Origin of the sequence: Oligoflexus sp. (genome assembly GCF_035638955.1) — a bacterium.
Lineage (GTDB): Bacteria > Bdellovibrionota_B > Oligoflexia > Oligoflexales > Oligoflexaceae > Oligoflexus.
On record NZ_DASQYZ010000309.1, the window covers coordinates 49360 to 71773 of the forward strand.

General features: G+C 53.8%; 20 protein-coding genes. 8 read left to right on the forward strand and 12 right to left on the reverse strand.

The window, feature by feature from the left end:
- Positions 1 to 553: 553 nt before the first annotated feature.
- From VE954_RS28250 to VE954_RS28285, 8 genes are all read right to left on the reverse strand, one after another.
- A complete protein-coding gene (locus VE954_RS28250) occupies positions 554 to 2275 on the reverse strand; it encodes an iron ABC transporter permease (protein ID WP_324959209.1) in 1722 nt (573 codons plus the stop codon).
- Positions 2275 to 3369: an ABC transporter ATP-binding protein gene (locus VE954_RS28255; protein ID WP_324959211.1), complete on the reverse strand. Its 1095-nt coding sequence runs from the start codon at positions 3367 to 3369 to the stop codon at positions 2275 to 2277. Before VE954_RS28255 ends, VE954_RS28250 begins: the two co-directional genes overlap by 1 nt.
- A 20-nt stretch (positions 3370 to 3389) precedes the next feature.
- Entirely contained in the window at positions 3390 to 4688 is a 1299-nt protein-coding gene (locus VE954_RS28260) for an ABC transporter substrate-binding protein (RefSeq protein WP_324959213.1), read from the reverse strand.
- Positions 4689 to 4839: 151 nt separating this feature from the next.
- Complete coding sequence (lpxB, locus tag VE954_RS28265; RefSeq protein ID WP_324959215.1) at positions 4840 to 6042, reverse strand: lipid-A-disaccharide synthase; 1203 nt, start codon at positions 6040 to 6042, stop codon at positions 4840 to 4842.
- Between the two features lie 30 nt (positions 6043 to 6072).
- Positions 6073 to 7092, reverse strand: coding sequence for a Gfo/Idh/MocA family oxidoreductase (locus VE954_RS28270; RefSeq protein ID WP_324959218.1), 1020 nt, complete (start codon positions 7090 to 7092; stop codon positions 6073 to 6075).
- Between the two features lie 72 nt (positions 7093 to 7164).
- The gene (locus VE954_RS28275) at positions 7165 to 7671 is read right to left on the reverse strand and encodes a YkgJ family cysteine cluster protein (RefSeq protein WP_324959220.1); all 507 of its coding nucleotides are present in this window, start codon (positions 7669 to 7671) and stop codon (positions 7165 to 7167) included.
- A complete protein-coding gene (locus VE954_RS28280; protein ID WP_324959222.1) occupies positions 7668 to 8954 on the reverse strand; it encodes an RsmB/NOP family class I SAM-dependent RNA methyltransferase in 1287 nt (428 codons plus the stop codon). Before VE954_RS28280 ends, VE954_RS28275 begins: the two co-directional genes overlap by 4 nt.
- On the reverse strand, positions 8951 to 9697 hold the full coding sequence (locus tag VE954_RS28285; protein ID WP_324959225.1) for a dihydroneopterin aldolase: 747 nt from the start codon (positions 9695 to 9697) through the stop codon (positions 8951 to 8953). Before VE954_RS28285 ends, VE954_RS28280 begins: the two co-directional genes overlap by 4 nt.
- Positions 9698 to 9866: 169 nt before the next feature.
- On the opposite strand from VE954_RS28285, the gene VE954_RS28290 reads away from it, so the two are divergent.
- The 3 genes from VE954_RS28290 to VE954_RS28300 all read left to right on the forward strand — a co-directional run bounded on the left by VE954_RS28290 (position 9867) and on the right by VE954_RS28300 (position 12760).
- A complete protein-coding gene (locus VE954_RS28290) occupies positions 9867 to 10634 on the forward strand; it encodes a methyltransferase domain-containing protein (RefSeq protein ID WP_324959227.1) in 768 nt (255 codons plus the stop codon).
- Positions 10631 to 11599 (forward strand): tRNA 5-methoxyuridine(34)/uridine 5-oxyacetic acid(34) synthase CmoB, encoded by a 969-nt coding sequence (gene cmoB / locus VE954_RS28295; RefSeq protein ID WP_324959229.1) that lies wholly within the window; start codon positions 10631 to 10633, stop codon positions 11597 to 11599. Before VE954_RS28290 ends, cmoB begins: the two co-directional genes overlap by 4 nt.
- A 69-nt stretch (positions 11600 to 11668) precedes the next feature.
- Positions 11669 to 12760, forward strand: coding sequence for a D-alanine--D-alanine ligase family protein (locus VE954_RS28300; protein ID WP_324959231.1), 1092 nt, complete (start codon positions 11669 to 11671; stop codon positions 12758 to 12760).
- Between the two features lie 19 nt (positions 12761 to 12779).
- On the opposite strand, the gene VE954_RS28305 is transcribed toward VE954_RS28300, so the two are convergent.
- On the reverse strand, positions 12780 to 13472 hold the full coding sequence (locus tag VE954_RS28305; protein WP_324959233.1) for a leucine-rich repeat domain-containing protein: 693 nt from the start codon (positions 13470 to 13472) through the stop codon (positions 12780 to 12782).
- Between the two features lie 183 nt (positions 13473 to 13655).
- Positions 13656 to 14183, reverse strand: coding sequence for a hypothetical protein (locus VE954_RS28310; RefSeq protein ID WP_324959235.1), 528 nt, complete (start codon positions 14181 to 14183; stop codon positions 13656 to 13658).
- A gap of 100 nt (positions 14184 to 14283) precedes the next feature.
- Here VE954_RS28310 and VE954_RS28315 point away from each other — a divergent pair, with 100 nt between their 5' ends.
- Positions 14284 to 14472: a hypothetical protein gene (locus VE954_RS28315; RefSeq protein WP_324959237.1), complete on the forward strand. Its 189-nt coding sequence runs from the start codon at positions 14284 to 14286 to the stop codon at positions 14470 to 14472.
- Positions 14469 to 16079, forward strand: a complete 1611-nt coding sequence (locus VE954_RS28320) for a M28 family peptidase (RefSeq protein ID WP_324959239.1) — start codon at positions 14469 to 14471, stop codon at positions 16077 to 16079. The genes VE954_RS28315 and VE954_RS28320 overlap by 4 nt, the downstream gene beginning before the upstream one ends.
- Here VE954_RS28320 and VE954_RS28325 read toward each other — a convergent pair.
- Positions 16076 to 16699 (reverse strand): hypothetical protein, encoded by a 624-nt coding sequence (locus tag VE954_RS28325; RefSeq protein WP_324959241.1) that lies wholly within the window; start codon positions 16697 to 16699, stop codon positions 16076 to 16078. The two genes, VE954_RS28320 and VE954_RS28325, sit on opposite strands and share 4 nt — an antisense overlap.
- Positions 16700 to 16790: 91 nt before the next feature.
- The gene (locus VE954_RS28330; protein WP_324959243.1) at positions 16791 to 17267 is read right to left on the reverse strand and encodes a hypothetical protein; all 477 of its coding nucleotides are present in this window, start codon (positions 17265 to 17267) and stop codon (positions 16791 to 16793) included.
- 53 nt (positions 17268 to 17320) lie between these two features.
- On the opposite strand from VE954_RS28330, the gene VE954_RS28335 reads away from it, so the two are divergent.
- From VE954_RS28335 to VE954_RS28345, 3 genes are all read left to right on the forward strand, one after another.
- A complete protein-coding gene (locus VE954_RS28335; protein WP_324959245.1) occupies positions 17321 to 18745 on the forward strand; it encodes a lipopolysaccharide biosynthesis protein in 1425 nt (474 codons plus the stop codon).
- Entirely contained in the window at positions 18742 to 19347 is a 606-nt protein-coding gene (locus tag VE954_RS28340; protein WP_324959248.1) for a hypothetical protein, read from the forward strand. Before VE954_RS28335 ends, VE954_RS28340 begins: the two co-directional genes overlap by 4 nt.
- A gap of 73 nt (positions 19348 to 19420) precedes the next feature.
- Positions 19421 to 22327, forward strand: a complete 2907-nt coding sequence (locus tag VE954_RS28345; RefSeq protein ID WP_324959249.1) for a PD-(D/E)XK nuclease family protein — start codon at positions 19421 to 19423, stop codon at positions 22325 to 22327.
- The last annotated feature ends 87 nt before the right edge of the window (positions 22328 to 22414 follow it).

Consider the following 22414-nt stretch of genomic DNA (forward strand, 5'->3'; position numbering starts at 1 on the left):
GGCAGATTTTTGAAGGTTTCGGCAGCCATTTGGTTTTGCCTGTCGATGAAGGGAATCTAGGCGAGGGCTCGTAAGAAAGCTACCAAAAAAATGGCTTCGAGGCCGAATTTTTCTCGATTTGTTGTAATTATACACCACACTCTGGCTCATTCAGCCTGGCTTCTGAGTGCGAGCTAGCCATCTTCGGTGATGCATTAAGGCAAAGCTTCATATGAGCGAACAAATCATCGCTGAATGCCCTGAAAGACCTTCTGCTCAACAGACTCGCCCCAAATTAGCCAGCGGGCCAAGTGAGGTGTTGCATTCTTAATGTCGCTGAGTTACATAAATATTGATTCCTGGCTGTAACCCAGCCAGGGAAAGCTTTTGGTTCAGGGAATCCGGTTTTGTCGGAATCGTTGGAATCAAGGCACAAGGCTTGTGCAGCCGTTTGAAATGCTGTGGTTTCTGCATCATGAAGAACGGAGCGGGTACAAGGATTCGCCATTTATCCTTCAATAAAAGAAGCCGGGTTTCAGACGAAACCCGGCTTCTTTTTTTTAATGTTTTCGGATTACGAGCGGAAGAGTTCACCCATTTTCTTGCCCAGCAGAAGTGAGGCCCCCATAATGCAGGCCGCAAGAATTGCCATACCAATCACACCCAAAGCACTGGCCAGCAGCTCGCCGGATCCCTGCTCCAGGAACAGAACATAGATGGCCTTGGTCATGGGATAGAACTTTTCTTTCATGGCCAGGATCAGCGAATCACTTACGTCCAGCATTGCGTAAGAGAAACATAGCAAAGCTCCCGCAATCAGGTTGGCCGTAACCAAAGGAACGGTAATTTTCCGTAGAGTATGAAAGCGGGAGGCCCCAAAGGTGGTCGAAGCCTCTTCCAGCGACGGACTCATCTGCTGCAAACCCGCCGACGCTGACCGCACCATATACGGTAACCTCCTGATCGCATACGCAATCACCAGCAGCGGGACCGGGTTATGCAAAGGATCCAAAAACGTATCGGAATAGGTCACGACATAACCGAAGGCCAACACAATTCCGGGCAGAGCCAGGGGAATCATAACCAAACCATCCAGAAGACCAGGGAACGGAATCAGGCGGCGAACGATGACGTACGCAATCAAAAGACCCAAAATCAGATCCAGCAGAGTGGAAAGCCCGGCGAAGATAAAGCTGTTTTTAATGCCGATCAGCGACAGACTTGTTTGAAAAACCTGCCCAAAGTGGTCGAACGTATACTGTTCCGGCAGGATGGTCATGAACCACTTGTTGCTGACCGCGGTGATAATCACCGCAATATGCGGCACCAGGGCCAGGAACACGGTGCCGCCGACCAGAAGATAAATCAAGGGCAGGCTGAACCAATTGGCCCGACGTCTGGCTGAGCTGACATGACCTTTGGCCATCATCTCGTACTTCTTGCTTCCCAAAGCCAATTTGGAAAGGAGAAAGAACGCAATCGTCATCACAATCACCAGGAACACCAGCGCATAACCGACCGGATTCTCGTTCACATCCGTGATCATATTAAAGATCTGGACCGGTATGGTTTCGTGATAGCCGACCAGCAGCGGCGTGCCCAGGTCCGTCAGGGCCCAGATAAAGACGATGATAGCGCCGGCGAAGTATCCGGGTCGAGCCAAGGGCCAGACGATGTCTTTCAACTGCTTCCACTTGGGAACACCCAATGTTGTCGCGACTTCTTCGACACTGGGATCCACGTTGGCCAGGGACGCCGAAAGGTTGAGATACATAATCGGATAAAGATGCAGAACTTCCAGAACAATCACAGCCCAGAACATGTTCTCGGGCCCGAGCCAATCGATGGGTGCATCAATCCACTCCAAATCCAGGAGGGCGAGGTTCACCGATCCACGGCGGGCAAAGAACCGCAAGAGTCCAATGGCCCCGACAAAGGGAGGCATGACCATCGGTACCAGCAAAAGCCCCATCAGAAGGCCCTTACCAGGAAATTCCCACTTCACATTGATCACAGCCAAAGGAAAACTGAGCAGGGTGGCGAGCAACGTCGTCACAACCCCGATCATCAAACTATTGCCGATCGAATGCATCAGCATTTCATTGGAAAACAGCAGAGGAAAATACCGGAACGTGAACTCGCCCTTATTGAAGAAAGCGCGAGCCATGATGGTTGACACAGGGAGCACGAGAAAGAAGAACAGCATGGCGATAGTCGCGATCACGGTTCCATAGCCCACGATGTCCGAAAATCGTCGTTTACTCGCTGATGTTTCGTCGGCGGTTTGAGTCTGCATCAGGTTCCTGGCCCTATTTCAGTCTGGGGTGGAAGAACAAGCACGTCCTCGGGTGCAATCATACAACCGATGGTGTCACCTTCACGGAAGTTGTGCTCGGGTGCGTGATAAAAATTCACCTTGATAGCCTGACCACTGGGGCTGCGCAGTTGAAACTGCTCGGATTCACCGAGATAAGTCAGATGCTCAACTTTCAACTGAAAATAGTTCGATCCTTGACCTTTTTTATCCCAGTCGATGGCAATCGCTTCGGGGCGCATGGAAACCGAGACAGCCGCCCCAACGGGAAACTGCTCGACCTTATGCAAGGCATGGAACCGGCCCACCGGCGTTTCCACGGTGATCGCTTCACCGTCTCGCGCCAGGACCTTGCCCTGGATCAGGTTGGTTTCACCGATAAAACCGGCAATAAAGGGTGTTCTAGGGAAGTTGTAAAGAGTGCGGGGATTATCCGTCTGAATCAAATGCCCGGCATGCATCACCGAAATGCGCGTGCCCATCGACAGCGCTTCCCGTTGATCATGAGTCACGTAAAGCGTGGTGATGCCCGTCTGCTTATGAATGCGCAGAATATTGTCACGCATTTCGCCCCGGAGCTTCGCATCCAGGTTGGACAAGGGTTCGTCGAGCAGCAGCACGTTCGGGCGAATCGCCAGAGCACGGGCCAGGGCCACCCTTTGCTGCTGTCCACCGGATAGCTGACCCGGGAGGCGATCCACGTATTGAGTCAGACGCGTGATATCCAGCACATCATCGATACGCTTTTTGATCTCCGCCGAGGTGAGCTTGCGAAGTTTCAAACCGTACTCGACGTTTTTATAAACGGTCATGTGAGGCCAGAGCGCATAGTTCTGGAACACCATCCCAATGCCGCGATCGACCGCTGGCTTTTTGGTAACGTCGGCACCATTGAAGAACAGTTGACCTTCCGTAACCTGTTCCAGGCCGGCTAACATACGCAGGGTGGTGGTCTTGCCGCAACCGGACGGACCCAACAAAAAGTGCAAGGCGCCCTTTTCAATGGTCAGGTTCAAGTCATGCACGGCCGTGGTTTGTCCGTAGCGCTTGTAGATGCTCTTGAAGACGACTTCCATGATGCTCTCATCCCCGGGAATTACTGAAGGCTTTTATATTTTTCACGAGAGGCGCTCACCCAGGCGTTAATCGTCTGGTTACGCACGACTTCGTCATCCCATTTATCGACCAGTTTCATAAAATCTTCTTCAGACACCAGGGGCTTGCCAAATGCCAGACGCAGGATCGGATCGACGACGGGACCCTTGGCGATTTTTTTCCAGGCCTTTTTCAGGTCTTCATGCGGATCCACCAGACTCGCACCCACCAGATCGTTGAAGACGCGCTGCATTTTGGTGGCGCGTTCCAGATCCAGCATGATGAAGCCGGTCTGGGTAAAAGGATTGTCCGGCGAAATCCGTTTGCCTTCCGTTTCTTCATAGGCTTTCACGTTGACAGCCATACGACCGAGCGACGACGATTTCGGACCTTGGGGAGCGCCTTTGGGCAGGAGCAAAAGTTTCTGACCTTCTGAACTCAGGACGAATTCGACAAAACGCTCCGCCACCTTCCGATTGGGAGCGCCTTTCAGAATCGCAATGGGATCGGGGTCGAGTACGGCTTGACCTTCGGGCAGAATAAATCCGAGGTTATCGGGTCCCAGGTCACCAATTTTTGCCAGGGCATAGAAATCGATGGCCATAGCCAGGCCCACATCACCCGACACCACAGCCTTGATTGGATCCGTACTGGAATGGGTAAACGAGCGTGCATTGCCCGCGATCGTGGTGAGCAGCTCCCAGCCGCGATTCCAACCCATGGTCTGCAAAACGATGGCATTCATGGTATTGGCAGAACCTGACCGACGAGGATCGGTCAGACTGATATTATCGTTGTACGCGGGACTGCCTAAATCCTGCCAGGTCTTGGGTGCAGGCAGGCCGTCCATCTTCATGATTTTCTTGTTGAAGAACACACCAAAGGAAGACATCGCCGAAGCATACCAGGTATGGGTCTTGTCATAGAGTGGGATACCCGCGGCTTTTTCGGGAACCTGGGTCTTGAGTTCGGCTGGCAATTGGTAGGAATCCAGGAAACCATCGCGCTGCAGTTCCAGGAAAGTGGCCGTGCCGCCGCCCCAAAAAATATCGACGCCTGAAGACTTGCTCTTGTTGGCAAACTTAGCGCGCAGAAAGCGAACGTCATCCGACGTGCCGCCCTGGTCAAGCCACTGCACATCCACGTCGGTGTTAAATTTCTTTTTGTAGTATTCGGTGAAAAGGGGAACGTATTCTTCCTGAATGGACTTGCGATGCGGCGACAGAATAACCAGAGTATCTTTCGCCCAAGCCGAAACTGAGCTGCAGAGAAGTGTAGAGGCGAGTAGCCAGGACTTCATAAGGTTTCCTTCGTAGCGTGACTGTTCCCAAGGGCTAAATTGAGAGGCTGTGCATCAACCGACGCAAGGCGCCCTCCTTACTGGTAACCAAGGTGCATCTTGGTAGAATTTAACCCCGAAAAAAGCAAGTCTTTTTGTGGACTCAAGGCTGTTAGAGGGCGACCGGCACAGCACTTTTTTTCTCATAAAGCCGTAGCCAGGATTCATGGATAGCCTTTGCCGCATTTTTGGCCAAATCACCTTGCAGCCTCGTGCAAAGCTCCAGGAGGCGCTGTCTTTTCTCATCGCGATAGGTTCCGGGCTGAGCCAACTGAGACAGCTCGTCAGCAGCTGCTGATGGCGCAAAATCCTGAATGAATTCACGCACCAAACCCATATCTGCCACGAGATTCACAAGGCTGATGTGCGGGAGCTTCACAAATCGCTTGGCCATCTGATAACTCAGCGGCTGCATGACATAGGCGACGGCCATGGGTGTGCCGGTAAGGGCGCATTCCAAAGTCGCCGTTCCTGACGTCACCAAAGCCGCGTCACAGCTTTTCATCAGGTGAATGCTTTGCCCACGCACGAGCGTGGTATCCCCCAGCCGATAGACAGTCAGGTCTGAGGAGTCCACAATCGGCTCTCCCAAGGCTTCACCTAAAATGCTGGCAAAGAGTTCAGGCTTCAAACTGGGGGCCATGGACAGGGCAAAGCGCAGCTGCGGCTGGGTCCTGCGCAGCTCGTCGCGAATGAGCATCATGCGGGGCAGAAGACGCCGAATTTCGCTGGTTCGACTGCCCGGAAAAAATCCGATGGTCGTTGCGGTATCCAAACCAAATCGTCCGCGATCCGCCACCGCGAGGCGCGCGCGATCAACCTGAGGCGTGCCCACATAGCGGAAATTGACCTGCCGCTCACGGAAAAAACTCGTTTCAAAAGGCATTATGCCCAGGACTTCATCGGTGACCGCACGCAGGGTCTTGGTGCGCTTTTCGCCCCAAGCCCAAAGCTGCGGGGCCACGTATTGAAAGACATAAATTCCACGCAGCCGTAAGGCATCGGCCAGACGCAGATGAAAGCCCGGGTAATCGACCAGGATGGCAATATCCGGCTGCCGTCGCTCAATCTGTTCGAGCAGGCTGAATTCAAGATGTTTGAGGAAAGGCAAATGCTTGATCACTTCAACGAAGCCCATCACCGAAAGCTCTTCGATCCCGAAGAGCGCCTCGGCTCCGGTCGCCCTCATGCGAGGACCACAGATGCCAAAGATATCCGCGTCAGGCCAATAGGCCTTCAACTCGTCCAGCAGTTCTGCAGCCAGTAAATCGCCGGACGGTTCGCCGGCTGAGACGAAAATTCGAGGCGGCCTCATGCATCCTCTTTCCACTTAAAATGGTTGGCTTTAAATAAATTGGATCGGTGCGCTGGTTTCTGTCCGAGGACGTGACCGTTGCTGGGCCAGCTCCACAGCCATTTCCACCAGCTGAACGGATTCCACCAGTTCTTCCTGAGTGGCGAGGTGATGGTCTTGACCGAAAAGGAAACGGTGCATCTGGTTCAATTGAATCTTCAAGGTTTCCTGCTTTTCCACGGGCAACATCGCGCGATCCAGAGCGCCATGACTGTCGAACCACTGGAGCTCGGGCAGGACATCTGCGACGCGACCACGCAGGCCGAGACCGGTAATTTCACAGGTCTGCGCGATATAATCCACCGTGCAGACGGCATCAGTCCCCGTCACGCGAATGCTGCGGAGACGCTGTGGGGTGAGCCAATTCACATGCACAGAACCCGTAGCACCCTGCGGACCGGACACCAGAATTTCTGCAGTATCAAAAATGTTTTGAATCTGGGTGCTGTGACCGATGCTATTGAGAACCTGCAAAGGCCCGAGCAGCATGCGGAACACATCAAGTTCATGCACGGCCAGATCGAGAATAACGTTATTGCCAGGCTTGACATTGCGCGGAAATCCGCCGGCGCGCGTTCCGGTCAGATGCACCAATTGTCCTAGAATTCCCGAGTGAATCAGACGCCGCAAGGCCCCGACCACAGGATTGCAACGCTCAATATTGCCAACCGCGAGTCGCAAGGAGCGATCATTGGCGATTTGCACCAATTCACGGGCTTCCTGCATGGTGCCAGCGGCCGGCTTTTCCACCAGTACATGGCGGTCATGTTCGAGTATTTTTTTAACAAGCGCATAATGAAGTTCGGTGGGAGCTGCAACCACAGCCAAATCCCAAGGCAAGGCCAGAGCTTCATCCACCGTGCGCAGAAGGGGAATGTCGGATCCGGGCAAACCTTCGAGCACGGGGTCCACAACAGCGAGCAAGTGATAGCGGGAATCTTCCTGTAAGACGCGGAAATGATTGCGTCCCATGTTTCCCATGCCAAATAGAACAACTCGAATCACTTGCATGTTCCACCCTCGCGTTCCGGTTAGAGGCCGCCACTATAGCGAATCGAAGGAAGCTTGCCTAGCAAGGATTGTTCAGGACCGGGTGACTTCGTCAACGTTCAAGGCAAACCTTTGCCCTGCCTCAGTTCCGCCTTCGACCTGATCAACCAAAACAAGCAACGTGTTGAGCAAATCAAGGTTCAAAACACCCTCGACTGGCAGAGTCAGGATATCGTCTTTTTCAAAATTCAAGGGACAGACATCGCGCTGACTTCGATCATTGACTTTAAATGAGAGGGGCAAGCCCTGCGTGCGACAGATGATAGGTCTGACAGGATAGATTTGACAGGAACCTTCGGCATCGAGAAAACGACAGGCACCAGCTTTTTCTGGCTGTTTTTGCAGCTTTTCCACCAACTCGGGACGCTGCAGAAGCCAATCACGGATGCTGTTCCGCTCTACAGCAAAAACAGTCAAACCAGGCAGGCAGCAGGACGAACACCCCTTCCTGCATTGCAATTGTTTCGCATAGCGCTGTTGAAATTCTTCGGCCTTGGCATCAACCTTGGCCACCAGATCCTGATAGCGGGACGAGCTCATGAAAGTTTCCGTAGCACAGCGTAAAACATGGTATCCGCATCAGCGGCTGGATTACCACAGAGCTGCTGGATTTCCAAGCGAAGGTCGGGATGTGCTTGCAGCGCGGCAGCGACCACGTCTTCATTTTCTTCAGGCAGCCAGCTGCAGGTCGCATACACCAAAGATCCGCCTTTTTTCAATGCAGGCAGCACTTTCTGAAAGAGGCTGATTTGCAGATCCTGAAGCGTCTTGAGTTCCGACGGTTCGCAACGATATTTACTATCAGGACTGCGACGCCAGGTCCCCGTCCCTGTGCAAGGCGCATCAATCAGGATCACATCCACGCCAACATTTTTCTGCCATTCGGAAGGGAATGCGGGCAGAGACTCGCCATTCCAGGGCAGAGTGCGGACTCGGGAAAGGTCAGCACGTTCTGCACGCCGTTTCACTTCCTCGAGCTTATAGCTGCGAATATCGGACGCAAAGACCAGGCCGCGACCTTGCATGCGGGACGCCATCTGCAAAGTCTTGCCGCCGCCACCCGCGCAGCAATCCCAAACCAGAGCATCTTTCACAAAGGGAACAGCGGCGCCAATCATCTGCGAAGCATAATCCTGAACTTCAAGAACACCCTGCTCGATGCAGGCCAGATTTTGCAGATTACGGGCCTGATCCAATTTCCAGGCGGGACCGTCTTCCACCCATGTGATGCCCTGCTCTTTCAGTTCGCGCCGCGCGAATTCGATCCGAGTCGGTTGATTGACCCGCAGCCAAAGCGGAGCCTTGGCATTTTGGGCAGCAAGAAAGGCTTGGCGCTCATCCGGTGACCATCCACTCATGGTGGTTCGACGTTCCAGCATCGGTGCATAAAATGCGGGAATGCCCCAGCTGGCCAGCGTCTGCGCCTGTTTCAAAACTTCGATACGCTGCTTTTCATCGGGAAAACGCTCGTCCAGTGGATCCTGACGTTCCACACTCAACCAAAAAAAGAGTCGTTCGGTTGGCAATTCACGGAGCTCATTCCAATCCCCAGCCCCCGCAGGAGCTGCAGCAGGAGATGCTGCAGCAGCTCCTGCTGCAGCATCGGCTTCAGCCAGCACGGCTAAAGGTCCCAGGCGCAAGGCAGCAAACACAGCATCGGCATACCACTGACGATCTTTTTTCCCGAATCGCTTTTCACCGCGAAAGACCTGCGCCAGCCACCGATCCACCTGGGGCAGCGTGCGGCTTTCGCGCAACTGATTCCAAATGCGATAAAGATGCATCGTGCGAAGATTTTCGCTAAAAAAAAGTCGCGCTGTCATAGAAAGGAGGATTGCAGAAGACTGAGGGAAGCTGTGGCGCCCGAAAGCTGACGAGCTTTAGGATCACGACGCGCCAGAGCCAGGAAGGATCGCGGCTGTTCCGTATCATTCGCTAAAAATTGTTCGCCCAATTCCTCGCCGCTGAGTTCTTCGGCCGCTGTGAGCGCTCGTCCTGCTACCTGAAGGCCCGCACTCCCAGCCATGACTGCTGTTACATTCCAGCCGGGCAACCAGGGCCGTAGATTGGTCTGTGGCGGTACAATCCCACGGAAGAGCGAAGTCTCGGGCGCGGCGAAGATCATGTCCCAAGTGGGAATATCCTGGGTCGACACGGCTTCACTCTGTTCGCGGAAAACCCGAATGGAAGGAATGCTCAAGCCGCGCAGAGCTTCCGGCTTCACAATCTCAACCTGGACAGCTTCACAGCTGGCCCGCAGGATATCCAGCGGGTGCGTAGACAGTATAAAGGACGCCAACGCTTCAGCAGCACTTTCGATGAGGCGAAAGTGTCCTTGCGTCAAAATAAAATTTATTTCTTTAATAAGAGCTGCGTAATCAACGCTCTGGCTCAATTGCCCTGATTTTGCCGCCGTGCTGGTGTCAAGATAGAGCACCAGATGCAGACGCAAAGGCTGTGTGCGCAGCTTTTCTTCCGGATAAATGCCAATAGTGCACGGAACGACAAAATCCTTCAAACGAATTTCGTCGAGTATGCGACCGGTTTTTTTTGAGCGTACGCGCATGAAGCCTCTCCCAGGGCCATGGTTGTATTACGCCCCTTCCCTATTGGCAAGCTGACCTTAATCAGGCTTGTGAAAAAGTCAGCATGACAAAGGATCAGCTGACTAGGCAAGTCGGGAACGCTGTGATAAGTTGCCGCCGCATGCTGCTCAAAGATGGAGGCCAACATCCATGGAAACCGCACCAAGACCGGATATCAAGCTCATCAGCCAGGATGATCGCATTTTTGCCGGCTCCAGTTACCCCAAGCCCTTTGCCTTTAACAAGGAAGTCGCGCACGTCTTTGATGACATGGTGCGCCGTTCCATTCCACTTTACGTGGATGTGGTCCGTGCCACGGCCGATTGGGTTCAACACTTCTATAAACCCCAAACCGCCATCGTCGATATTGGCTGCTCCACCGGCACGACGACTCATCATGTCGCGCAGATCTTGCAAAAGCCAGCCCAATTCCTCGCGGTTGACCTTTCTGCATCCATGGTTGAAAAGGCCCGGGAGAAACTCGCCGACCTGCCGCCACGCCATCAGCTCACCCTGCTGTGTCAGGATATTCGCGAGACGCCTCTGCCCCGGTCGTCGGTTGTGATCATTAACTATAATTTGCAATTTTTACCGGTCGCGGACCGTCTCAGCCTGCTGTGCCGCATCCACGAAGCCCTCGTCCCGGGCGGCATCGTCATCATTAGTGAAAAGGTGCGATCCGCAACGCCCCAGTTCCAGGAACTGACAACCGCCATTTATGAACGATTCAAAGAGGAGCAGGGCTACAGCCGCACTGAAATCGAAAGAAAAAAGGAAGCCCTGGACCATGTCCTCGTGCCGTTCACCGAGCAGGAGCATCGGCAAAACCTGACTCTCGCGGGCTTTACAGCCATGGATTCCCTGATGAAATGGAATAACTTTCTCACCTTGATTGCTCAAAAGGAGCCCAAGCCTTGAAGTCTGCCTCAGAAACTGGCTGGTGGTCCCTGATTCAGGATGTGGGCGTTCGGCAGCAGATTGCCGACCTTCGCGAAACCACTAGACCGCGCCTTCTGGAGCCACGTTGGGCCGCAGAGCGGGCGGCGGTCGCCTCGATTCAGGATTTACGGGCCGCCTCTATCAAGACTGACGGCCCCTCTGTTACCATTGGCGGCGCCTCGGAACTCGGTCCAGCCGAGCACGACCGTCTGGACCAAGCCCTGCGGGCTTTCATTCCTTGGAAAAAAGGTCCTTTTTCAATCTTTGGTCATGATATTGATGCGGAATGGCGTTCGGATTGGAAGTGGGATCGCTTTTGGCCTTACATTCGTACGCTGAAAGATGAAGTCGTGGCGGATATCGGCTGCAACAATGGCTACTTCATGTATCGCATGCTGGACGCTGGCGCCAAACATGTGGTCGGCTTCGAACCCATGGCCCGTCACGCTTTAAACTTTGAGCTGCTGCAAAACCTCCATCCCACGCCGGCCCTTGATTTTGAAATGCTGGGGGTGGAACATATCGAACTTTTCCCCGAGGTCTTTGACACCATTTTTTGTCTTGGCATTCTCTACCATCACACCGATCCAGTCGGTCTTTTGCGAAAGTTGGCCAAGGCCTTGAAATACCGCGGGCGTCTTTTCATCGACTGCCAGGGCATTCCTGGTGACGATCCCGTGGCCCTGACCCCAGCTGGCCGCTATGCCGGTGCGGGTGGCGTCTGGTTTTTGCCGACCCGGAGTTGCCTTGAAAACTGGATCAAGCGGGCTGGCTATACGCGGATCCAATGGATTCACGCCGCCCCTCTTTCTCCAAGCGAGCAGCGGGCCACAGAATGGGCGCCTCTGCGGAGCCTTCCGGAATTCTTGCAGACCGATGATCCTACGAAAACCATCGAAGGGTACCCCGCACCCGAACGTTTTTATGTAATGGTGCAGCTCTGACTCCAGGTTTTCATTGAGCCTCCTGGCTACTGTTCGCTACAATGAGCTGTTGATCAGGAGGTTGACCCGATGCCGCAAAAAATCAAGGCCGTTCTTATCTATGGTGGGCAGTCCACAGAGCACGAAGTATCCCGCCGCAGCGCCGCTTATATTTGGAAGAATATTGATCGGCAAAGGTTCGACGCCTTTGCCATCGCCATTGATAAAGATGGCCGCTGGCATGCTCAGAACCGCCAGGAATTGGAACGTTCGTTGCCCACGGAAATGCCTCTGCATGCAGGCGATCGAGCCGATCCTGAATCGAAGGAGCTGCTCAAAAAAATCTGGACCCAGGGCGGGGATAACAGCGACCTCGTGGTCTTTGAGATCGTCCACGGCACGACCGGTGAAGATGGTATGATGCAGGGCTTCTTTGATCTGCAGCGCATCCCTTACGTGGGACCCGGCATTCTGGGTTCGTCCGTGGCCATGGACAAGGTCGTCGCCAAGCAGTTGGTGGAACATGCCGGCGTTCCTGTGGTGCCTTATGTCTCCCTGCGGCTTCATGAGTGGCTGGAGCGGAAATCCGATGTGCTGAAGGAAGCCGTGCAGAAGCTTCAATTCCCGATGTTTGTGAAACCGGCCAGCCTTGGCAGTTCGGTCGGAATCAACCGGGTCGAGAATCAAGCGTCCCTGGAAAAAGCCATCCATCACGCCTTGGAATTTGATGATCGCGTGCTGATTGAAACCGGAGTGAACGCCCGTGAAATTGAGTATGCCTGTCTTGGGGGCTATGCGCCCAAGCTCACCTTTCCGGGTGAAGTCGGAGTGGCCACGGGATTCTATAGCTATGAAGAAAAATATTCGTCTGGCAGCAAGGCCGAGGTTTTGGTTCCAGCCCCTCTTTCCAAGGAACTGGCCGATCAGGGTCGCGAGATCAGTCGCAAGGTTTTCCAGGCATTGAATCTTTATGGGCTGGCTCGGATTGATCTCTTTCTGGATAAAACGACCCAGAAATTTTATTTCAACGAAGCCAATACTCTGCCAGGTATGACAGCCATCTCACAATACCCCAAGCTTTGGGAGCATGAAGGCATGACCGGCAAGGAGCTTATTTCGCAGCTCCTCGACACCGCCTTGGAACGTCGAAAAATTCAGGTCGGATTGAAGCGTAGTCTTTAAGAGAAAGCGGGCGCCGGCATCAGTCGGCGTCCAGGGTCATGCTCTCCGCATCGGCCTGCACAGGCGGCGCGACCGGCGCCTGCAGAATAACCTTCATACGTTTCTGCAGTTTCTTGACGATGGGATCCTGGGCATCAATCGGGTTCCCGGTCAAATCCAAGGTTTGCAGATGCTGCAGGCTTAACAGAGGCTCCAGGTCATAGACATCATTATGGCGAAGGGAAAGTTTTTTCAAACGCGGTAGCTTTTGCAGAGGCTGAAGATCGTTGACGCGGTGACCATCCAGATTCAGTTCTTCCAAAAATGGCAAGGCGCGTAGAGGCCGAATATCCTGAACCTTGAGAACGCCTGCACTCCGTAGAGTGAGTTTACGACTCTTTTGCAGGATTTGCTCCGCTTCCTCACAATCATGAGCATTCAAATCATTGAGTATGCGTGAAACAGTGTGTTCCTGTTCATAATCCCAATTATGCTCACGACAAAAGGCGCTGAGCGTGACCGGGACACAGGCTTTGCTGGTGGCATCGAGTTGCTGCCCGTCGGACCAACATTGCTCCCGGGTTGGTGGCAGGGTGCGACAGGTTTCGCTCTCGGCATCCCAAACAGCCCGGGTACCGCAGGCTTTTTCCAATTTCGGGGCGGGGGCTGGGGCCTGCTGAGGCGCCAGGGTCAACTGCGTTGCAAGAAAGAAAGCCAGTGAAGTCGGCAGCATGTTGGTTCAATCCTCGACAAGGGAATCTGATATCGGCTGACTTAATAATGATGCCAGACACCCCATGATTATTGCATGAGAAAATGGAAAAGACCGAAGGCTCGTCCTACGAACAGGACGTTCCAACTCAGAATTTCATGCATGGATCAACAAACTGGCGGGGATTAGTGGGCCAGGGTCGTTTCAGTCCAAGGATAGCACATATTGGGGTTCGGTCATGGCTTCATCGGTGAGGGTATTGCCCCAATTGATCTTGATCAAAAGAGTCAAATCCTTGGCTTTCTCAACGGTAAATGCCTGGGACAGAGTCAAGACGGGGTTACTCAGCGTCATGGTGAGAGACTTGTCTTCGGAATCACCGCCGATCACGTCCGGAGCAAAGGTCAGCTGAATGCTGCTGTAACTGGTTCCTTCGAGTTCAGCGATTTTTTTCGAATAGATCAGCTGCTCACGATCGACGATACGAAAAATCTTTTCTTCTTCGCTATCAAAAAGATTACTGCTCGTGGCGCCATCCTCACTGACAATATCGATTTTCAAAAGCTGGTAGGTTTGAAAATTCGGATCCTGGGTTCCGGTGGCACCTTCTGGCGATTTGCTCACGCCGTACATTTCCACGGAAAGAAGCTGATCTTCCGTTAAACTCCCACACCCCAGCAGCAGCAGGTTCATGCATAAAAACAGAAAATTGGTTATGGTAAGTTTTGTCACATCAGCCCTCCTCCTCTCCTATCGGCCGGATCAGCAATCAATTGATAGATCTGCTACAATACCCCAGGAATTCCGATGTTTTTAAGGGAGCAGCACAACCATGCAATCCGCCGTGAAAAGCGTTTGGATCCTGGTTTTTATCATAGCGGCCTTGTCCTTGGGACATTGCGGTCGCAAATCAGGCTCGTCCAAAGACGACGAAACCCAGAATATTCCATATATTCCAAACGCTTGGGACGGTGAAGAAGACTGGTCCGGCAACGCGCTTCAAGTCGAGGACATTCCATGAAAATACTAGCTGGCAGCCTGATGCTCCTATCGCTGACCGCAAGCGCCGCACCTCTACGTTTGGAACCCAGACACCCAAGCAGCAAAAACCTGATCTGGACCGATGGTGTGATGCAGATCACAAGACCGAACCCAGCCGACGTCCCCAAGGTTGGTTACGCCATCGTCAAAGCGCGCCCTTCGCCAGCTCTGCATCGTCTTCTGCCCAAGGGATATTCCCTCGCTCCCCTGCCGCAAACCTGGGATCTGAATTATTATGCGGTCCCTCTCGATTCCGTGAGCCAGCTGCAGGACCTTGCGATCTGGGCTCATGAGAGTACAGGCATGTGCGGCAGCATTGAATTCGTGCGTGGTCATTCGCTCATCACAGCGTCCACCCAAATTTATCCACCGATCTATGGTTCACGCGCTGTCTTTGATGAAGCCAAAACCTGGATCGAAACGGTTTCGCTCGCCGCCATGGATCAAACCATCGATGCGCTCACAGCCCTGCCCTCGCGCCATTTCCGGCACCCTCAGGGCGAGACGGCTCACACCACGGTGCGGCAGATCTGGGAATCGCAGATGGTGTCCGCACGATGGACGATCACCGAGGAAACGCAGCCTCTCAGCAATCAAAAATCCGTGGTCGCGCGCTTGGAAGGGCTCACGAAACCCGAAGAAACCATTATCATCGGTGCGCATCTGGATAGTATCCTTCGGTCGGGCAGTAATTCGGTGGATCCTTCTCCCGGAGCTGATGATGATGCTTCAGGTGTCGCAGCTTTGACTGAAATTCTGCGGGTGATTGAAGCGGGCCAATTGAAGTTCGATCGCAGCATTGAACTGCAGGCCTATGCCGCGGAAGAAGCCGGCCTGGTGGGCAGCAAGGAAATTGCTGTGCGTTACGCAGCTGCCGGTAAAAAAATCGCGGGCATGTATCAAATCGATATGGCTTATTACAGCAAAGCCGGCGCGAGCGGCATCATTCATCTGCTCCAGGATTATACCAGCCGTGACCTGCGGCGGCAGGCGATTGACTGGATTCGCCTTTACCTGGGACCTGTTTATAAGCTTGGCTTTCTACCGCGCGGGTCGGCGTCTGATCATAAATCTTTTTACGATCACGGTTATCCAACCATTTTTCCTTTTGAGGATCCTAGCGGTCATAATCCCTATATTCATAGTGGGAATGACACCAGGGCTCAATTCGATGATGGTCTCCTGCAACGTCGCGTCACGCAACTCGCCCTCCTCTTCACCATTCATCAAGGTGGGCTCCAATCCTTGGCAGCAGCCTATGAGCCTTTGAAAAAGGACCAATTGCCAGAAGACCTGCGGCAGGGTCTGAAAATCGCCATTCAAAATATTGATGCGCAATACTATGTTTCCGTCAGTGGTCCGCTCAACGCCAGCACTCTGGAGTTTTGTCAAATTGATGATGGCGGGAATCCACACTGCGCGCAGGAAAGAGCCACGTTGGGGGCAGAGGCCAGTGGATCCGCGCGCAAGTTTTTTTACAGCACAGCGGCTTTACCGCTGGCGGCGGGACAGAAGTGGCGAGTGCTGGCTTATGATGCTGCTGACGATCTGATCGCATGGCGACAATTCAGCTTGAAAGCGCCTTAAAAATCCATCCAAAGTGCGAAGTGCGGCATGATAAAGTCGTCGGATTCCTTCGAGGGCAAGGACTCCGTCGCACCATTGTAAATCCGCTTCTTATAGTCCATGTGCAGGACGCTCAGCAAAGGGCCCACGCGCATGTTGCCAACCTTAAAACCGTAACCAAGATCCAGAAGATAGGCTGACTGCGCTGGGTAACGCGTCCCTGTGGAGCTGCTGCTGAAACTATTGCTGAGTTTGTCGGTAATTTTCTTTTGGCCACCGATCAAAAATGTAGCGTGAGCCACCCATTCGTTCACCGAAGCACCGAGCGAAAGACCCGGTCCGCTATACGTTTCCGTTGTGGTGAGTGATGTGCTGTTGCTGGAATCGCTTGTGCGTTGTTCCATGCTGCCCTGCAAATACTTCAAACCGACACAGAACCAATCCATCCGGTAGCAGAAGCCCAGCGCCGTGAAGGTATAATTAGTTTTGGTTTTCACAGTATAGGGCTGATCATCGTTATCGGTGAGGCTCCGCTCACCGCTATCATTCATATAAAAGAGAGCTAATTCACCCGTCAGGCCATCGGCCCGAGCCATGGGTCCCCAAGCGATACAGAACAAGGCTAACAGCCACCGCACCATCGATTGCATCCTCCATCAAGAATCTGATGGTGCATCGGCACGCTGGTTGGATTCCTTGACAGGCAAATGGTGCCTGGTCGTCAGGAGGATCTTACGGAAGATCCTGTGGACCCGAAAGCGGAACCGGCTGCTGGATCAACCACTGGCGAGCCTTGTCGGGATCCGTAAAAAACCGCTGATCGGAGCGGCCGATTTTCATTTCATACTGGCCCATTTTATTCTCGTCATGATGGACGTTGGCAAAGGCAAAGCAGCGTTGGCTCCGCTGCAAGGTCACCGAAAGCTTCCCAGGATCATCGAAAAGATCAGCATAGGCAGGACGCATGCCATGACTTAAGAGAATATGGGGAATCACCAGCCGCATGGCCTTATGCGCTTCGATATCCACCGGCTCGAAACCTTTGAGATCCAGCAAGAGCCGAAAGGCACGACCATCAGGAATGCGCTCCAGCGCTGCATGCAGGTTTTTTTTCCACAGTAGGACATCCTCCCGTGTCACCGAACCCTTGAGTTCCGTTTGCAGAATGGACAGGGTATCATCCCAATGTGAGGCATGATGGGATTGCATAAGCGGTCTCCTCCAGCAGAGTGTTGCCTCACACTATCTGATCAGGGGGTCTGATGTCCATACATCGTCGACGGCTTGGCATCAGCATCGCCTCCGGCCTTCTCATGGAAGGATTGAATAAAATCTCGCCACTGCTGATTCTTTATCATGCGCAGAAATACCTGGGACTGGCGGCCTTTGGTTCCGCACAATTTGGAATGGCCTGGCTGGAAATCATGCAACCCTTGGTGGCTTTTGGTTACACCAGCTACGCTGTGGCTTCCATCAGTCGCGGGCACGAGTCCGCTCCCCTTCTGTCCCATATTACAAGCTTGAAACTCGTCCAGATGCTGCTCGTTATGCTCGGGGCCTTTACCTTTGGTCTTTGGCAAAACTCCGGGCATCCTCTGCAGGAATATTTTTTATTGCTCGTCCTGCTCCTGACCGGGACGGTTCTGGATGCCTCATGGCTGGCGCTGGCGCGACAAAAATTGGCTTATTTTTCAGCGTTGGGCGGTTTGTTAAGGCTGGCGAGTCTCTTGGCTATTTTTATGTGGGTCCGTGCGCCCGAAGACAAACAGCTCTTCATGTTACTCCAAATCATACCGAGCGTTCTGATGGCCATGGCCACAGCCTACTTTGCGTGGACCAGGCTCGGCTGGTCCCCCATCAGCAAGACCTCGCTGCCCGCCATTGTACGCTTTGCTCTGCCGTTTGCCGGGATCAGCCTGCTTATGGCCGTCTATGATCGCTTTGATTTATTTCTCATGGAACGCTGGTTCGGTTTGGAAGCCGCCGGAGCCTATGCCGGTCCCGCAAAAGTTGTTCAGAGTCTGGCGGCCTTGGGTACCTCGGTTGTCGCCGCTTTTTCAGCTGAAATGGTCCAGGTCAAGGATCGTGATTCCCTGGCTCGTCATACGGCCTTGAGCCTTTGGTGCATGCTGGCGATCGCCACCCCGATCGTCTTCGGATCTCCCTTTGTGGAAACCGAAATCATGGGTCTTCTGTTTACGCATGAGTCGGCCGCCGCGCACGGAATTTTCAGTTGGCTTACCCTTGGCATCATCGGTCAGGTCTTTATCACAGTTTTCGGTCTTCAGGTCTTACAACTCAAGGGCGAACCCTGGCGGCTTTTTCTCTGTCTGCTGCCCGGACTTGCGCTGGGTCCGATGTTTGCCTGGTTTCTGCGAAATACTTACGGCTGGCAGGTTATGGCCTGGGCCGCGGTGGCAAGCAAAGGACTTGCTGCCCTTCTGGTGGTGAATGCCGCTCGATCGTTCGTGGGACCTGTGCCCTGGTCACCTATTCTGCGCACTCTTGCAGCTGGTGCTTGCATGGCCCTGGCGTTATATGGGATCGTGCTGCAAGGAATCATCCTGAATTTGATAGTCGGCGGAATCGTTTACGTGAGTTGTCTGGCTCTTTTGAATCGACAAAAGGTTGCCTGGGTGCTGAGTCACCCGAAAATAGCCCGCACCTGGCGAGGAATACTTGGATGAAACAGGTTGCCGTCTGCCTGATTTGGCAGAATGGAGACGAAGCGGATCTTCAGCACGTGCTGGAATTCACCGAGGTTGTCCCACGCGTATACGTGGTCGATCGACGAACCCGCGGTGAAGCGTATGCATCACTGGACGACCCGCGCGCGCACTATGCTCCTTTTCGGCAAAAAGTTTCCTTGGGCACTGCCCTCAATCGAGGACTGAGCCTGGCTTATGAAGAAGGTCGGCACTGGCTGTGGATATTTGATGGCGCCACTCTTGTGTCCCGTGAGCAGCTTCAGGTCTGGAGTCAAAAGGCCTCAGCTCCCACCGAACTCTACCGTCCGCGCGATGCCGAGGAGACGCCGAACCTTTTACGCAGGCCGGGTTGCGGACTGCTGGTTTCGGTACCTGTGGCGCGTTCTCTGGGCGGCTGGGACCCTCAATTGCCGGCGCAGCTGGTCCTTGCGGATTTTTATGCGCGCTTCAAAGCGGCCGGTTGGGCCGCAGAAAATGTCATTGAAGTCCAGTATAAGCAGTCTGGACTGGGACTTGACCCTTGGGACACGGCGCAAAGTCTGTGGATATTGATGCAGCGGCGATTTTTTCGCAGGTCATAAAAAGCCGCTGATGATGTCCCACGCTTCTGTTATCGTGGGTCCCTTATAAGCACAATCGGGAGTGCATTCGGCTATGGCAGCGAGCCTTCACATATTTTCGCCCGAAGTCTGTTTGGCCACGGAACTGATCCACGAGCTCAGCCAGTGGAACCAGGAACGCCTGGCCCAGACCCTTCTGATTGTGCCCACCCAAAGGCTTGGCACGTATATCCTGGCGGGAATTCTGGAGCACCATGCGGCGATACGCACGCCTGGGATCATCACGCTCGAAAAACTCCTGAGCCAGCAGGCTCAGCTGCCCAACGTGGCTTTGGTGCCCGATAGCGCTGTGGAATTGATTCTGCATCAGCAGCTGGATAAAGGAAGCTACACCCAACTGCAGGTTGGTCACGAGCGGGAGCTTCGGCTGCTCCATAACGAACTCCATGAACACGGGATCCGCGATGAGGCTCTGGATACTCTGGAGCGCGTGATCGCTGAGGATATTTATAAGAGCGAGGACCATCTCGGTTCCCTGCATGTGCGGGCTCGCGAAATCAAAATGATCCTTAAGACTCTCGACGACATGCTCCAGGAACGTGGTCTGATGACCCGAAGCGCTCTGCTCGCGGCCTGTGCTGAAAACATCAGCAGCTCCTGGTCCGAGCAAAGTCTGCAGCCCTATCAGAACGTCTTGTTTTGCGCCTATACGAGTGTGGCCAAAAGCTGGCGCTCCGTTTTGGAAAAACTTCTGCAGGATGATCGCGCTTCGTTTTGGCTTCATGAAGCGCCTGACCTTTATCATCATACAAGTCCGCTGAAGGAACTGGTGGCCTGGATTCGTAGCCAGGTCGGTGCCGTCCCAACCTCCACCAGCCGCGTCCCACCGCGACCACCTATGCTGCCGAAAGCCTGGACGGCTGTTTCACCTATGGAAGAGGCTCGCTGGGCCATAAGCCTGGCTCAGCAGTGGATTCAGTCCGGTTTGCCCCCCCATGAAATCGCGATCCTGATTAGCAAGGAAAGCACCTATGCCGGACCTCTGCGGTTTTTCGCGCGTGGCATGGATCATTGCAATATTGCTTTGGCGCAAAGTTTTGCATCGCTGCTGCCTGGCCGATTTTTACAGCTGGTGCATAGCCTCTTTCATGGAGAAGAGGAATGCAGCCATCTTCTGGCCCTCATTCAGCACCCTGCGGTTGAACAGTGGATCCGTGACAATTCCAATGCCCCGCACGTTCTGGAGCGCTTGCGCGAGGGCCTTCTGAAGGCTGGTATACCAAGTGAATTTGCTTTAATCAGTCAGGAGCTCCCTGATTCGCTTGGCGAAATCATTAAAAAGCTGTTGAATCTATTTGCCGTCTTCAAGCCCGAGCGCCAGGCCAAGGTTAGCGTTTGGCAGCATGACCTGGATCAGATGGTCAAGGATTTCGATATTTTTCATTGTTCCGAAGAGGCCGACATTCTGCAGTCCGCCGAGGATCTTTACGCCAGCTTCGTCGACTCCCTGCGGGTTCTTGATAGCGTGAGTCATGGCCTCATGAGTGGCCGTTTCTTTTGGGACCTGGTCACGCGTCACCTTCTCGGAGGGGATGTGCGGGGCACCGGGGAACCGCTCGCAGGGCTGCAGATCCTGAGCATACCGGAAGCGCGGTCGATGCCTTTCACTCGGGTGATTCTGGTCGGCTGCCAGGAGGGATTTTTCCCCCAGGCCTTGCCTCAGGATGTGTTGCTCGATAACTATTTGAAAAAATCGATGGGGCTGCCAGGCTGGGAAGTTTTGGAATCGATGGAAGATCAAACCTTTCATCTTCTGCTGGCGCGCATTTCGCAAATGGTGCTTCTGCGTTCCAAACGCCGCGGCGATGAACTTGTGGTGCGTTCGCGTTTTACCGAAGGGCTGATGGTGCAGCATCGTTTGGAAGAAGAAGATCTGCCGCTTTGGATTGAAGCCTTTGCTGTTTCCACCGAAGGCCTGCCGTCCCTGCCGGATGAGCTCGAAGGCCAAATACCCGTCGATTATGAAGAGATTTGGGCCAACATGAGCGCCAGTCGTTTGGAAAAACTCATTCGCTGCCCCTACGCTTTCCTTCTCCATCATTTGCATGTTCAGGATTTTCGCCCTCCCCCTTGGGACGGTGATGCTCGCCGGGAAGGTGTCTGGCTTCATGCTGTGCTTGAAAGTTTTTTCAGCGGTGTTTACGAAGGCAAAAGACTTCTACCGCCGTGGGATGTCACCGGTGAGGGCTTTGCCGAGTCGGCTTTGACTCGCCTGATGACTCTGACGGAACTTCTTTCTCCCACCGAAATGAAAGACAGCCCAATCAAGCGGCATCTGGAGCAGCATGCCTGGCCGCAATTCATCGCCCATCTGCAGCTGCTTGGCGCCGATAAACCAGGCAAGCGCAGGGAAAATCGGCGTGAGGTTGGATTTGGACCTGGCACCCAGCGGGAAGTCAAAATTCAGGTCGGCGACCGCTGGCGTCTTCTGATTGGTCGGATCGATGCTCTTGATCGTTTCGATGATCTGACGGTTATCACCGATTACAAGCGACGCAAAACACCGGCGATCAGCGCTTCGGAACGGGGGCTGTCGCCGCAGCTCGGCATTTACGCTTTGGCATTATCCTGTTTTGACCCCATGTTGAACGAGCAGCCTCTGGTGCTCGGCTACTGGAATATTTACGAAGGCCAGTGGAAATCGCATGGCATGAATCAGGCCGCCCGCGATCATGATCTGGCGCGACTGCTGAGTTCCCGGCAGACGCCGGATGTCGAGGCTTTGAAGGACGGAATTAAAACCAACTGGCTGTGGCGCGAAGATGAAATCCGCCGTCGCGAACGCTTTTTCGCCGATCCCAGTGCCTGCGAACTTTGCATCTATGATGGTATCTGTCGCAAAGAGGACCCTCGTTCGCGGCGGCGCATCCAGCAGCAAAATTCCTGGGCGCAACGTCTCAAAGGTCAGGTTCACGAAAGGGACGCCGATGCTGCTGAATAATCCGCAGACTCCGTGGGCGCACGCGTCTCACAAAAGCGACGTTAGTCTGGTCGGTTGCATGCAGAATCCGTGGGCGCTCGTCCATCA